Below are 13,895 nucleotides of genomic sequence, written 5' to 3'. Positions count from 1 at the left end.
TCAAACTCTCCATAATATCTGAAGTCTGATATGCAGCGCATTGCGTTGTCAACTTCGCTTACTCAGTCGGTCACGTACCCAAAAGTACGCTCCCTCCTTCGTGCGCTCGTTTCCTAGCACTGAACTACATCTCAGCCATCAGAGAAATTACAGAAACTTGAATAGCTCTAGTTTCTATGCTGGCATTAGAGAAGAATGTACTTTATTCTTCTAAAAGAATAATAAAACCATTCTTCAATGATGTCATGTCGAAGGATTGAAATTCAATCCTTCTGGTTGTTTCTGTTCTTCTGACGGAAATCAGTTTACTTAGAAACGTTTATACTCTCCACACCGAAGTGTATCGAGTTCGAAAAATCTATCGACGTTTTGCTGTTCAGTTTTCAAGGTTCATTTGTTTTTATTAGTTCGCCTCTTCGTTACGACGACTTCTCTAATATAACATTTCTTACTTATGTTGTCAACAACTTTCCAAATTTCTTTTTCGAAGTTGTTGTTTGCCTCTCTGTGAGGACAAGTAATAATATACCCCATAGTGCAGTATAAAATCAAGTCTTTTTTGAAAATAGTTTATTCTTTACTTTTTCTAGGTCGATTACAAACAATAAAATCCCTGAAATTACTATTAAACCCCCTATTACTTGTGATGTTACCAGCGTTTCTTTAAAAACATAATACGCCAAGATAGAAGCCCCCACTGGTTCAAAGAGAATAGCGATTGATATTACGTTGGTACTTACCCACTTAAGTGCCCAATTAAAAAAGGTATGTCCTAATAAATTTGGAATGATTGCTAACATAAGAAACCAAAACCATTCTGAGTTTGGATAAGGACCAAATGATTCACCTTTTATAAGAACATAAAAAAACAATGTAACAGTACTTATTGAATAAACTATAAAAGTATATGTAACAAGTGAAAGTCTCTTACGTACATCTTGTCCAAAAAGAAGATAAGTTGTTATGAGTGCACACGCAATCAGAGCTAACATATCTCCAAAAAATGCTGTACCGCTTAATTTGAAATCGCCCCAACTAATAATCACGCTGCCTAGAATTGCGATGACTGCTGATAAGATTGTTTTTACGGATAACCTTTCTTTAAAGAAGAAGTATGTACCGGCAAATGCAAAGATCGGTTGTAGTGTTACCAATACCGTCGAGCTTGCAACTGAAGTGTAGTTTAACGATTCAAACCAAAGTATAAAATGGAAGGCTAAAAATACACCAGCAATTGTTGAAAAGACCCAATCTCTCTTGCTTAATAGAAATACTTCTTTTCTGTATTTTATTAAAAAGAAAGGAAGCATTATTAATATCGAAAATAACATTCTATAAAAAGCAATGACACCGGCATCGGCTGTTGCTAACTTTACGAATATCGCCGATAAGGCTACTGATATTACTCCGATCATTATTGGTATGTAAGGGTGAATCTTAGGTTGTTCCATTTTAGCATCATCTCTTTCTGTCCAATTTAGTTACTAATTTAGCTTTCCAGGTAATATAATAGAGAGTATAACATTCATGTTTACTATAGTGCTACAGGGGGGATAATGATGGAATGGATTGCAAATGAAGCCGCGTACCCAGAAATATTCATTAAACTGTTAATAGCCCTCGCTTTAAGTTTGGTTATTGGCGTTGAAAGAGAAATCAAGAAAAAGCCAATCGGTTTAAAAACCAGTGCCGTTATTGCAACTTTTAGCTGCCTTTTAACAATTGTCTCTATAGAAGCAGCTTATCATTTTACAGCTAACGAGGAGATAAATATTACTATGGATCCTCTCCGATTACCAGCACAAATTGTAAGTGGTATCGGTTTTCTTGGTGCTGGTGCGATTCTAAGAAGGGATAACGACAATATTACCGGATTAACAACAGCAGCTATGATTTGGGGCGCAGCTAGCATCGGAATTGCTGTTGGGACAGGGTTTTATATTGAAGCAGCATTTACCGTCTTAAGTGTTATATTTGTAATTGAAATTCTATCACCTATTCTAACTAAATACGGTCCTAAAAGACTTCGTTCAAGTGAAGCAAGTTTCACTATCAGTGTTCTTGATAAACTAAAAATCGAAGAACTTATCTCGCTATTAAAATCAGAAAACATGACTATCAAGAATTTACGCATTAAACAAGTTGTCACAAACAAGGATCATGTAACACATGAGCTCGGATTCCGCCTTGCAGCTGTTACAAAAAAACCCACATCCCAATTATATCTTGAATTAACAGCACTACCTTATGTAGAATCAGTTGAAATAGAATTTTTTACTTAATGGAGGAATCATATGAAGGAACTATTAATACTACTAAAAGACGGAAACAAACCATCCTTACTTGCCGGGGTTGTCAATACTATTATAGGTGTATTAAAAGCAGTCGCATTCTTCCTAACAGGTAATGTTGCTATGTTTGCGGAAATGTTGCATTCATTCGGTGATGCAGCAAACCAATTTTTTGTTTATATCGGTTCTGCTTTATCAAAAAAAGCACCAACTCCTAAATATCCCAATGGTTTTGGAAGAATCGTGAACTTAGTTTGCCTTGGTGCGGTGATAATTGTAGCCATAATGTCTTATGAGGCTATTAAAGAAGGTTGGCATCACGTACTCAATCCAATCGTGTCCGGCGGCGTTTATATCAATTTATCTGTGCTCGGTTTCGCTATCCTTCTCGAATTCTTTGTCCTTTATAAAGCTGGTAAAGAAGTGCTTCATGAAGCCGGCATTGAACAAAAAGGGTTACTTGCACCGATTACTTCTAGCTTTAGTCACTTAGACCGGGCTAAACCGGCAACAAAGTTGGTATTTATGGAAGACTTAGTCGCAACGGCTGGTGGTATACTTGCATTTTCAGCAGTTCTTATCGCACACTTCTTAGGATTTCTTGCAGCAGAAGGAATTGCTTCCATTATGATTGGTTTAATGATGTTTTATGTAGTAGGGAAAGTTTTCCTAGAAAATGCCAGGGGCGCAATTGGAGAAACCGATGAAGAAATGCTTAATCATATTGCACATATAGTAGCTGTTGACGCAGACGTATTGGATATCCAACGAATCGAGGTTGTTAAAGAAGGTGAATTCCTACACGTTGAACTCGTTATCGAAGTTGCTCCAACTCACACAGTAGCTTATATTGATGATATTCGTGACCGATTAATGCAAATCATTTTAAACCAAAGAGGTGTTCAAGATGTTATGATATCCTTTGATGAAGATGACGGTATTAAAACATGGACTGGATCCAATACGAATACTACTCTCAATGAACACAGTGCAAAATTTCCTGAATAAGAAAATGCCACATGGGAGTTAATTCCCTTGTGGCATTTCTTTATTTATAGAGAAAGGCGAAGTATAGATAAAACATCTTCTTTATCTAAACTTGCAAATCTCCCAATATTACCGTTGACTGTAGCTTTTTCTGCCATCAACTCAAGATTTGAATCATCTATATTATAATACGCAAACGTTTCCGGAGCACCCATCGATTTCCATAATGATGCAAGACGATCGATTCCCTCGTTAGCAATTTGTTCTGCAGTTTTCCCTTCCGGATTCACCCCGAAAACTTTCACTCCAAGTTTGGCGAATCTTTCAGGATTGACTTTAACGTTATAACGCATCCATTGAGGGAATAAAATTGCTAATCCTCCTGCATGGGGAATATCATAAACCGCCGATACCGCATGTTCAATTTCATGTGTTGCCCAATCTCCATTGTAGCCCATTTTCAAGAAACCGTTCAGCCCCATTGTACCTGCGAATAAAATTGTTTCTCTAAGGCTGTAGTCTTCCAAATTCTCAATGAGTTTCGGACCGTTTTCTATAATTGCCCGAAGAACACCTTCGCACATTTCGTCTTGTACCGGAGTATTAGTTGCTTCATTAAAGTACTGTTCCAAAACATGAGACATCATATCAACTATCCCGTATATCGTTTGATCTAACGGAACTGTTTTAGTATACGTTGGATCTAAAATTGAAAACTTCGGGAAACTGAGCGGACTTCCCCAACCATATTTCTCTTGAGTTTCTTCATTTGTAATAACAGAACCCGCATTCATTTCAGAACCCGTAGCAGCAAGAGTTAAAACAGTACCAAAAGGCAGTGCATCTGTCGGAAATGCTTTTTTACTAACAAAGTCCCATGCGTCTCCATCATACTTGGAAGCTACGGCAATGAGTTTCGTACAATCTATAACAGATCCTCCACCTACCGCAAGCAATACATCGATATTTTCCTTTTTACATATCGCTACACCCTTACGCACTGTTGAAACGCGCGGGTTTGGTTCAACACCTGCTAGTTCATGAACTTCCATTCCGATGTCATTTAGAATTGTATTGAGTTCTTCATATAGACCACTTCGTTTAACACTTCCACCGCCATATACTACAAGAACTCTTTTTCCATATTGGGGTAATTCCTGAATTAGTTTCGAAATTTGTCCTTTTCCAAAAATAAGTTTTACTGGATTTTGAAATGTAAAATCATTCATAAAAACTCCTCCTTCAATTTAATACCATTATCCGTATTTCTAATAACTTTTGCAAAAATAAAGGATTTTTGTATGAATTTAAACTACTTGGGAATAGTAGTAATGGAGGTGCATAATATGGGGACAATTCATAAAATTGCTCTTGCACTGACAATCATCGGTGCATTGAATTGGGGACTTGTCGGTGTCTTCCGCTTTGATGTAGTCGCTGAATTGGCTGGTGGCTATAGAGAACCGTTTGCTAGACTTGTTTACATTCTAATTGGTGTTTCAGGACTTTTAAATCTTGGATTATTATTCGATGATTTTCGCAACCGAGAAGCAATAGAAATTCAAACACCGAAAGAAGTATAAAAAAAGACGTTTCCCTTGTTAAGAGGGAAACGTCTTTTTTATTATTTATGCCCAACCACGGAAACGAGAAGCTTCTGCAGTTTTGCGCAAGCCAATCATATATGCAGCAAGACGCATATCTATGTTACGAGTTGTTGCCATTGAATAAAGGTTCTCAAATGCATCAACCATTTTCTTAGTCATTCTTTCACGAACTTCTTCTTCAGTCCAATAATATCCCATGTTGTTCTGTACCCACTCAAAATAAGATACAGTTACACCACCAGCACTTGCTAAAACGTCTGGAACGAGAAGGATACCACGGTCAGTAAGAATTTTAGTTCCTTCTGCAGTTGTTGGTCCATTTGCAGCTTCTACTACAATTGTTGCTTTAATATTATGTGCATTTGCTTCAGTAATTTGATTTGCTATTGCAGCTGGAACTAGTATATCACAATCTAATTCAAGTAATTCAGCATTCGAAATAGTGTTATCAAACAGTGTTGTTACAGTTCCAAAGCTATCACGACGATCTAATAGATAATCAATATCAAGACCTTCAGGATCATGAAGAGCACCATATGCATCTGAAATACCAATTACTTTAGCGCCTGCATCATGAAGGAATTTAGATAGGAAGCTTCCTGCGTTACCAAATCCTTGAATAACAATACGTGCGCCCTTCATATCGATTCCGCGACGTTTTGCAGCCTCTTCGATAATAATTGTAACTCCTTCAGCAGTTGCGCGATCTCGACCTTGTGAACCACCAAGCACTATTGGTTTCCCAGTAATAAATCCTGGTGAGTTAAACTCATCAATTTTACTATACTCATCCATCATCCATGCCATAATTTGCGCATTTGTAAAAACATCCGGTGCTGGAATATCTTTTGCAGGTCCCATTACTTGGCTCAGCGCACGAACATAACCACGACTTAAACGCTCAAGTTCGCCCATTGACATTTCACGAGGATCACAAATAATCGCACCTTTACCTCCACCATACGGAAGGTCTACAATTCCTGCTTTTAAAGTCATCCACATTGAAAGCGCCATGACTTCTTCTCTTGTCACATCAGGATGAAAACGAACGCCACCCTTTGTCGGTCCAACAGCATCATTATGTTGTGCACGGAAACCCGTAAACACCTTAATTTTTCCATCGTCCATACGAATAGGTATGCGAACTTCTACCATACGAATTGGTTCTTTAAGTAGATCGTACATTCCTTCGTCATATCCAAGCTTCTCGAGCGCCTCTTTAATGACTACTTGCGTCGACGTAAATAGATTTAGGTTTTCAGTCAATTGATTTTCGCCTCTTTGATTCATAATTGTTTACTTCGGTCATATTATAGCATATTCCGCTATGTTATTGGAAGAATACTACCTACTTAACCTAAAACTATTTTGATTTTCTCCAATGCCCAATCAATTTCCTCTTTTGTTATTACAAGAGGTGGTGCAAAACGAATCACAGTATCATGCGTTTCTTTACAAAGTAGACCATGTTCTTTTAATTGCTCACAATAAGGACGTGCCGCTTCTGTAAGCTCAACACCTATAAATAATCCACGACCTCTAACTTCTTTGATCATCGGATTTTTAATTTCCTTAAGTTTTTCCATGAAATAATTTCCTAACTCTAGTGAGTTATTTGCTAATTCTTCGTCTTCTAAGACTTCAAGTGAAGCAATTGATACTGCACAAGCCATTGGATTTCCACCGAAAGTTGAACCGTGTGATCCAGGATTGAATACACCAAGAATATCCTTATTAGCAAGTACACAAGAAATCGGGAATACTCCTCCGCCCAAAGCTTTACCTAAGATATACATATCAGGCTCGATGCCTTCCCATTCGCATGCAAACATTTTACCTGTACGACCTAAACCTGCTTGAATTTCATCTGCAATAAATAAAACATTATGCTTTTTACATAGGTCACTAGCAGCCTTCATGAATCCTTCAGATGGTATTAAAATTCCTGCTTCTCCTTGAATAGGCTCAATTAGGAATGCAGCCGTATTTGGAGTAATTGCCGCCTCAAGTGCTGCAATGTCGCCGTATGGAATAAGTTTAATTCCAGGTAGCATTGGACCAAAGCCGCGTTTGTATTCTTCATCAGATGATAAAGATACAGCTGTCATCGTACGACCGTGAAAGTTTCCTTCACAAGCAATGACTTCAGCTTGATCCTTAGCAACACCTTTTACATCATAAGCCCAACGACGTGCTGTTTTAACTGCTGTTTCAACAGCTTCAGCACCTGTATTCATCGGAAGTGCCATATCTTTACCAGCTAGACCACAAATCTTTTCGTACCATGGTCCAAGTTGGTCGTTATGAAACGCACGTGAAGTTAGTGTAACTCTATCTGCTTGATCTTTTAGGGCTTGAATAATTTTCGGGTGACGATGTCCTTGGTTTACTGCCGAATAAGCAGCAAGCATATCCATATATTTATTTCCTTCTGGATCCTTTACCCAAATACCGTCAGCTTCTGAGATAACGATTGGAAGTGGATGATAGTTATTTGCACCATACTGGTTTGTTTGCGCTATTACTTTGTCTGAAATTGTCATATACGATTCCTCCTAATTTAGGCAGCAGACACATCTATACGATGTGCCTGCTTTACCTGTTTTTTATTATAGTGTTTCTGAAGTAGTTTTACCTTGCATATGCAACTGTAAATAATCAGGTCCGCCCGCTTTTGAATCTGTACCCGACATGTTGAAGCCACCAAATGGTTGGTATCCAACAATTGCACCAGTACAACCACGGTTGAAGTATAGGTTTCCAGCGTGGAAATCTTCGCGTGCTTGTTCAATATGGAAGCGATTGTTCGTAATTACCGCACCAGTCAAACCGTAATCTGTATTGTTAGCAATTTCGATTGCCTCAGTGAATGTTTTCGCTTTAGCAAGAGCAACAACTGGGCCAAATATTTCTTCTTGCATAATTCTTGCCATAGGGTCAAGATCTGCAATTACAGTTGGAGCTATGAAGAATCCTTTTGAATCATCGCCAACTCCACCAGCAATTAGACGACCTTCTGTTTTACCGATTTCGATATAGCCCATAATCTTATCAAATGCAGCTTGATCGACAACAGGTCCAGTGAAGTTCGTATCATCTGTTGGATCTCCGTATGTCAATTCTTTAGTAAGTTCTTCAATACGAGCAACAACTTGGTCGTATACGTCTTCATGGATTACTGCACGTGAACAAGCAGAACATTTCTGTCCACTAAATCCGAATGAAGATTTAACAATAGATTGTGCAGCTAGTTCTAAATCTGCATCATTATCTACTACCATTGTATCTTTTCCGCCCATTTCAGCGATTACACGTTTCAACCAAATTTGTCCTTCGTTCACTTTAGAAGCACGTTCGAAAATACGAGTTCCAACTTCACGTGAACCTGTGAATGAAACAAAACGAGTTCTTGGGTGATCTACAAGGTAATCTCCAATTTCAGAACCTGATCCAGGAATGTAATTTACTACACCTGCTGGCATTCCAGCTTCTTCAAGTACTTCCATAAATTTATAAGCAATTACAGGTGTTGTAGATGCTGGTTTTAGTAGAACAGTGTTTCCTGTTACGAGTGCAGCTGCTGTAGTTCCAGCCATAATCGCAAATGCAAAGTTCCAAGGTGAAATAACTACACCTACGCCTAAAGGAATATAGTCAAAACGATTGTATTCCCCAGGACGACTTTCAACAGGTACTCCTTCTTTTAAATCAAGCATTTGACGTGCGTAATACTCCAAGAAGTCAATTCCTTCAGCTGTATCTGCATCCGCTTCGTTCCATGGCTTACCTGCTTCTTTTGTTAACAATGCAGAAAACTCATGTTTACGACGACGAACAATAGCAGCTGCCTTGAATAGAACATCTGCACGGAATTCAGGCTTTACTTTTCTCCATGTATTGAATGTTTCGTCTGCAATAGTCATTGCCTTTTCAGCAAGATCACGGCTCGCTTTTGAAACACGTCCGATAACTTCTTCTTTATTTGCAGGATTCGTTGATACCAACTTGCCTTCAGTAGTAATGCGTTCTCCACCTATAATAAGTGGATAGTCTTGTCCTAGATATTCTTCTACTTGTTTTAGTGCCTTAAGATAATCATTCTTATTTTCCTCAATTGTAAAATCAGTGAATGGTTCATGCTTATATGGAATCATGAAATTCCTCCTCATTTAATTTTAGACGCAAAATATATTTGCACTTTGTATTTGGTTACCTATATAATATAGCAAAAGACCTTTGCGTTAATCAAGTATTATTTACTAAATACTAATAAAACTTTTTCGGACGGTGAATTTAATGAAGAATACAAATAGACTTTTACTCCCTTTCTATTCGATAACAGTCGACAAAGCAACGATAGGTATTCACGCTGTTGACAAGGATGGAAAAACCATAATTTACAATCAAAAAATGAAAGAAATTGAAGGTCTAAGCCTTGAGGACATTAAAGATCGATCGATTCTTGAGTTGTTTAAATTAGACCAAGAAGAAAGTACTTTGTTAAAAGTTTTACAACAAGGTATAGAACTATTAAATGTAAAACAAACATATTGGAACAGAAATGGTATAGAAATAACAACGATAAACGATACTTATCCTATTTATGATAAAGATGAGCTAGTTGGCGCTGTGGAACTTGCACGCGACGTTACCGTTTTAGAAAAGATCCAGCAATCCTATCGTAAGAATAGTTTCCCTGCGACCTTCAACCAAATTATTGCGGAATCACCTTCAATGAAAACTGTTATTAGTACAGCCAAAAAAGCTACAAATGCCAAGCTTCCTGTATTATTGATTGGGGAAACCGGTACTGGAAAAGATTTAATCGCCGAAAGCATACACAATGAATTATTTCCAACCACTGGTCTATTCTATACTCTCCATTGTCATAATTCTGATTCTCTTTTAATACAACGTCTTGTAGAGGATTTAGAAAACAATCAATTATATACGATTTTCTGTGAAAGAATCGATCTACTATCGATTCCACTACAACAAAAACTTTTGAAAGAACTTATTAAGCTTTCTGAAGGTAACAGACAGTTTATTGCGAGTATTGGGGATGACCCTGTTGAATTGATTGCTTCGGGGACTCTTCTAAAAGATTTGTATTACTTCTTTTCCTCATTTACAATCCGCATCCCACCATTACGGAAACGGAGGGAGGATATTTTACCGTTCACCACCTCTTATTTAGCACTAAGAAACGAACGTTTTGGCTCCGTTATGGAAGGTTTATCTACCGAAGTTGAAGACCTATTCCAACAATACGAATGGCCAGGCAATTTGCGTGAACTTGAATTGCTACTCGATGAAACGACTTCCTTAACGACTACAGAGAATGTGATTACATTTGACATGCTTCCTCTTCATTTCCGTATGAAAAGCAGCAACATTGGTAATAAACCAAATGTAATAACTGATTTCATCGTCCATGCGGAAAAAGAATTACTACCTCTCGACCGTTTTTTACATGAAACTGAAGTTTATTACTTAGAAAAAGCTATGAAAATCCATGATAATAATATAACGAAAACCGCAAGTGCACTCGGTATGAGTAGGCAGAGCTTACAATATCGTCTACGAAAATTAAAAAAATGAGGAAAAGGCATATTCGCCTTTTCCTCATTTTTTCTTAATAACTAGACTTATCTATCCAGTCTTGTAGTTTATCTTTCAATGAATTGAATCCCTCAGCATCGCGTTCGTCCACTTTTGCCTGCAATGTTTTCCGAGGATTACTGTCTTTGCGCGCATCTGGTGGTGCATCAAATAATGCACGAATCGATAAACTAATTTTCCCAGCTTTCTCGTCTATTTCGAGAACTTTTACCTTTACTTCTTCTCCAACGGTTAGAAACTCATTAATGTCTTTCACAAATCCGTAGGTAACTTCGGAAATATGAACGAGACCTTGTGTTCCTTCGTCTAATGAAACAAATGCTCCGTAAGGTTGAATACCCGTTACTTTGCCGGTGAGTTCTTCACCCACTTCATATTTTTTCGCCATTTAACACAGCTCCCAATCTAATTTTGAATATACTATCTACCATTAAGGCCACCAAAATTATAACATGAATGGAGTTTGCGGGCAAAAAAAGCTCCTATCATCGCAACTCTTCTATAGTACATAACTGAATTTTTTTATTCAGTAAATAGATTTGAAGTGTATACAATTCTCCAGCCTTCTTCAGTCCATCTCATTGGAATCGTGATCTCCGGCTCGGCTTCGGGATTCTCTTCTAGATTACTAGTTAATGTAGCAACTCCAGGCCATTGCCCATTTTCATCTTGTTCCAAACCTGTAAAGGAAATTTTACTATAATGATTCTCCATATTCTTTGGTTCAAAACTACTCATTTGTTCTATATAAACCTCAAGTTCAATCGTATCTGCGTGTTCATCTTGAACAAACAATCCATATTGTGCTTGATAATCACCAATTTCTCCGGCGTATAAATATATACCAATTATATCAATCGCACGACTACCTTCCATCATTAATGGATAGTGGTCCATCGAAACCGCCCCATAAAAGAGCTCAGCTTCGTTCTTGAAGTTTTCATTTATCTCAATGTCTTCCTCTAGTTGATAGGAAGGCAGTTCTTCAACCCACGGACTATGCAGATACCAATTTTGCTCTTTATCTAAATATACGGAAATGTTTTTATGCATTTTTTCAGAAATAATTTCTACATCTGCAAGAAAGTCATACCCAATACGATTCATACTACCTGAATAAAAAATGGACTTTTGTGCATCTTTAAATAATGAAAACCCTTTTTTCCACTTACTGACAAAGTCTTTTTGTGATTGAACTCCTCCCGTCCCCATATAGTCCATATTGTCATCATAAATTAAATGATACATAGTCTCTGGATCATTTAGTTCATTCGCGTAATCATAGACACCAACAGTATAGATTGGTGATTTACCTTTAAATACAAGGATGTCATACGAACTTTTAAAAGTGTCATACAATTGTTTCACTTCTTTCGCAAAACTCTCGTTTGTTAGAACAACAAAATCATCGTCAATATGAGGAGGCTTACCATACATGATTTCCTCCAGTTCATCCGATTTTGACAATTTAAGGGCTTCCTCTATTTTAGACCTATCGAATTCATCCCAACTTTTGGATGCTTTCCACCCGGTCGCTTCCATTTCTTCCACGATTGGTGTAAACAAATAATTGGTTGGATGCGCACCGTACATTTCAGAGTACCTTTGCCATGTTTGTTTAAACTCGTTTTTTACAATTCCACGTCCATCAAATACATTTAAGTCCTTTGATCCTTTAACGAACTTATAAAACAACTCTACATATTCTTCATACATGTCAGGATAAAGATAATCATCTTGTTTAACTTTTTCCAATGTATCTTGCATTGTAAGCAAATGATAAAACGATTCTGCATAAGAAAGCTTCATTATTTCTTCAAATAAATAAGGCTCGTTTACAATAAACAGTGCATATCCATGTACATTATCATGTAAGGAATAGATAATATCTTGATACATTGCTGTTAAAAAGAGATGTGGTTCAATTTTACCTGTTGCTTTATCTTCTCTTAATGTGATGGAATGATCATGCATAGTAGCAACGACACTTTTAAGTTCTTCTGGTAATTCATCGCTGAACTTTATCATTTGCTCCGCTTTATTGCCATAGCCTACAGTTTCAAAACTTTCCACATCTAATCTATAATCCCAAAGCACTTCCGAATAGATTGAAATAATGTCCTTAGACTTCTTTCGATATGAACTAAGAAATTCAATGCTTTTATCTTCATCACTCATTAAACTATAACTTGTTGGGAAGTCTTTTAACATTTGAGATGGTATTTTCAACTCATTTAAAATGTATTCATAATCTGATTCTCCAACTTCCAACAAATCATTTTTTTCTGACTCAAGGAATACCTGCATTTGCTTATCGGCCGATTGTATAAATGCGAGCTTATCAAAACGTTCATTCGTAAGCATAAGTGCTTCTTTATACGCATCACGGAGTTTTGTATACTCTACAGCATACTCACTATCTGATGTTTTTATGGTTTCTGCTTTATTCATCGTAAAAAAAGACGTGATTAAAATACCTGCTAACAAAGTACTTAAAGCAACTGCCCAGCGAATGGATTTGGATGTCTTTGCCTCTATTTTTGAAACTGTTTTACTTTCTGTAATTCGTTCTTCTTTAAATTGAATAGGAAGCCTGTTATATGATTTATTCAGTAACTCCAGTCTTTTGTCAAAGTGATTTAGTTGTAACGACTGTTCAGCCTGATCAATCCATGTTGAAACTTCTTTTTCTGTAGTATTTAAAACGATTGCTATCTCTTCGAAATTAAAGTCATGAAATTTTGACAAAATTATTGGAATGCGTATATTCGCATCTAACTTCCCAATATCTTGATGAAGCTCAGCATCTTCTTCGAAACTAAACAAATTTTCTTGTGCTGTGCTTGTTGGCTGTAGAGTTCCTACTTTTCTAATTATTATTTTATACAGTTCAGGCAAAAACTGTTTCCCATCATTTATACTTCCTGTTTCATTCTTAAACTCTTCAAATGTTTGGGTTGCTACTTCAAGTGCGATTTCAATTGGTAGCCCATACTGATAGGCGAAGCGTACAATCTTTTCTGAATGAAGATGAATCCATATTTCAAGAGCCTTTAAATCTCCATCCATTATATTCGGTATTTGTTCGTTCTCATCCACTTGCAGCCCCCCAATCCTTTCTATTGTACCAAAGAATTCAGATTTTTTACGTCAATTCAGGAAAATTAGAGATTCTTAACCTAGGAATAATACGACACATTCTTTCCAATAATAGGTTCGTACTGTGTTAAGTGTACCCTTGTATGGCTGAGTCGGAAAACATTCATGATTGAATTGATGCAAAAATCGATATAGTTTTATAAATACCTCTTAAGTCTCATCTGGTATATCATCAGAATGTACATAACTTTGATAGGCGAATCTCAATTCAATCGCTAAACGAATGAAC

At 37.0% G+C, this 13,895-nt stretch carries 11 protein-coding genes; 4 read left to right on the top strand and 7 right to left on the bottom strand.

Annotated elements, in window-relative coordinates; translation table 11 throughout:
• Positions 1–548: 548 nt before the first annotated feature.
• Complete coding sequence (locus ACFSFY_RS05815) at positions 549–1,451, bottom strand: DMT family transporter (RefSeq protein ID WP_381536237.1); 903 nt, start codon at positions 1,449–1,451, stop codon at positions 549–551.
• Positions 1,452–1,559: 108 nt separating this feature from the next.
• Here ACFSFY_RS05815 and ACFSFY_RS05810 point away from each other — a divergent pair, with 108 nt between their 5' ends.
• A complete protein-coding gene (locus ACFSFY_RS05810; protein WP_381536236.1) occupies positions 1,560–2,282 on the top strand; it encodes an MgtC/SapB family protein in 723 nt (240 codons plus the stop codon).
• A 12-nt stretch (positions 2,283–2,294) separates the two neighbouring features.
• Positions 2,295–3,299, top strand: coding sequence for a cation diffusion facilitator family transporter (locus tag ACFSFY_RS05805; RefSeq protein WP_381536235.1), 1,005 nt, complete (start codon positions 2,295–2,297; stop codon positions 3,297–3,299).
• Between the two features lie 44 nt (positions 3,300–3,343).
• Here the strand turns inward: ACFSFY_RS05805 and ACFSFY_RS05800 are convergent, their stop codons facing one another.
• On the bottom strand, positions 3,344–4,507 hold the full coding sequence (locus ACFSFY_RS05800; RefSeq protein WP_381536234.1) for an iron-containing alcohol dehydrogenase: 1,164 nt from the start codon (positions 4,505–4,507) through the stop codon (positions 3,344–3,346).
• A 117-nt stretch (positions 4,508–4,624) separates the two neighbouring features.
• Here ACFSFY_RS05800 and ACFSFY_RS05795 point away from each other — a divergent pair, with 117 nt between their 5' ends.
• Positions 4,625–4,861 carry a DUF378 domain-containing protein gene (locus ACFSFY_RS05795; protein ID WP_381536233.1) on the top strand — a complete coding sequence of 79 codons (237 nt, stop codon included), beginning with the start codon at positions 4,625–4,627 and terminating at the stop codon, positions 4,859–4,861.
• Between the two features lie 45 nt (positions 4,862–4,906).
• On the opposite strand, the gene ACFSFY_RS05790 is transcribed toward ACFSFY_RS05795, so the two are convergent.
• The 3 genes from ACFSFY_RS05790 to pruA all read right to left on the bottom strand — a co-directional run bounded on the left by ACFSFY_RS05790 (position 4,907) and on the right by pruA (position 9,039).
• On the bottom strand, positions 4,907–6,151 hold the full coding sequence (locus tag ACFSFY_RS05790; protein ID WP_381536232.1) for a Glu/Leu/Phe/Val family dehydrogenase: 1,245 nt from the start codon (positions 6,149–6,151) through the stop codon (positions 4,907–4,909).
• A gap of 86 nt (positions 6,152–6,237) precedes the next feature.
• Positions 6,238–7,428, bottom strand: coding sequence for an ornithine--oxo-acid transaminase (locus tag ACFSFY_RS05785; protein WP_381536231.1), 1,191 nt, complete (start codon positions 7,426–7,428; stop codon positions 6,238–6,240).
• 66 nt (positions 7,429–7,494) lie between these two features.
• On the bottom strand, positions 7,495–9,039 hold the full coding sequence (pruA, locus tag ACFSFY_RS05780; protein ID WP_381536230.1) for an L-glutamate gamma-semialdehyde dehydrogenase: 1,545 nt from the start codon (positions 9,037–9,039) through the stop codon (positions 7,495–7,497).
• 142 nt (positions 9,040–9,181) lie between these two features.
• Between pruA and ACFSFY_RS05775 the strand changes: the two genes are divergently transcribed.
• Positions 9,182–10,486 carry an AAA-type ATPase lid domain-containing protein gene (locus ACFSFY_RS05775; RefSeq protein WP_381536229.1) on the top strand — a complete coding sequence of 435 codons (1,305 nt, stop codon included), beginning with the start codon at positions 9,182–9,184 and terminating at the stop codon, positions 10,484–10,486.
• Positions 10,487–10,520: 34 nt separating this feature from the next.
• Here the strand turns inward: ACFSFY_RS05775 and yugI are convergent, their stop codons facing one another.
• Both yugI and ACFSFY_RS05765 read right to left on the bottom strand, forming a co-directional pair.
• Positions 10,521–10,895 carry a S1 domain-containing post-transcriptional regulator GSP13 gene (gene yugI / locus ACFSFY_RS05770; RefSeq protein WP_381536228.1) on the bottom strand — a complete coding sequence of 125 codons (375 nt, stop codon included), beginning with the start codon at positions 10,893–10,895 and terminating at the stop codon, positions 10,521–10,523.
• Positions 10,896–11,029: 134 nt separating this feature from the next.
• Positions 11,030–13,606, bottom strand: a complete 2,577-nt coding sequence (locus tag ACFSFY_RS05765; protein ID WP_381536227.1) for an RNA polymerase sigma factor — start codon at positions 13,604–13,606, stop codon at positions 11,030–11,032.
• Between the last annotated feature and the right edge of the window lie 289 nt (positions 13,607–13,895).

The organism is Sporosarcina siberiensis (assembly GCF_042681925.1).
GTDB classification, from domain to species: Bacteria; Bacillota; Bacilli; order Bacillales_A; family Planococcaceae; genus Sporosarcina; species Sporosarcina siberiensis.
The sequence above is the reverse complement of the archived record's forward strand: the minus strand, read 5'-3'. Positions and strand labels throughout refer to the sequence as shown.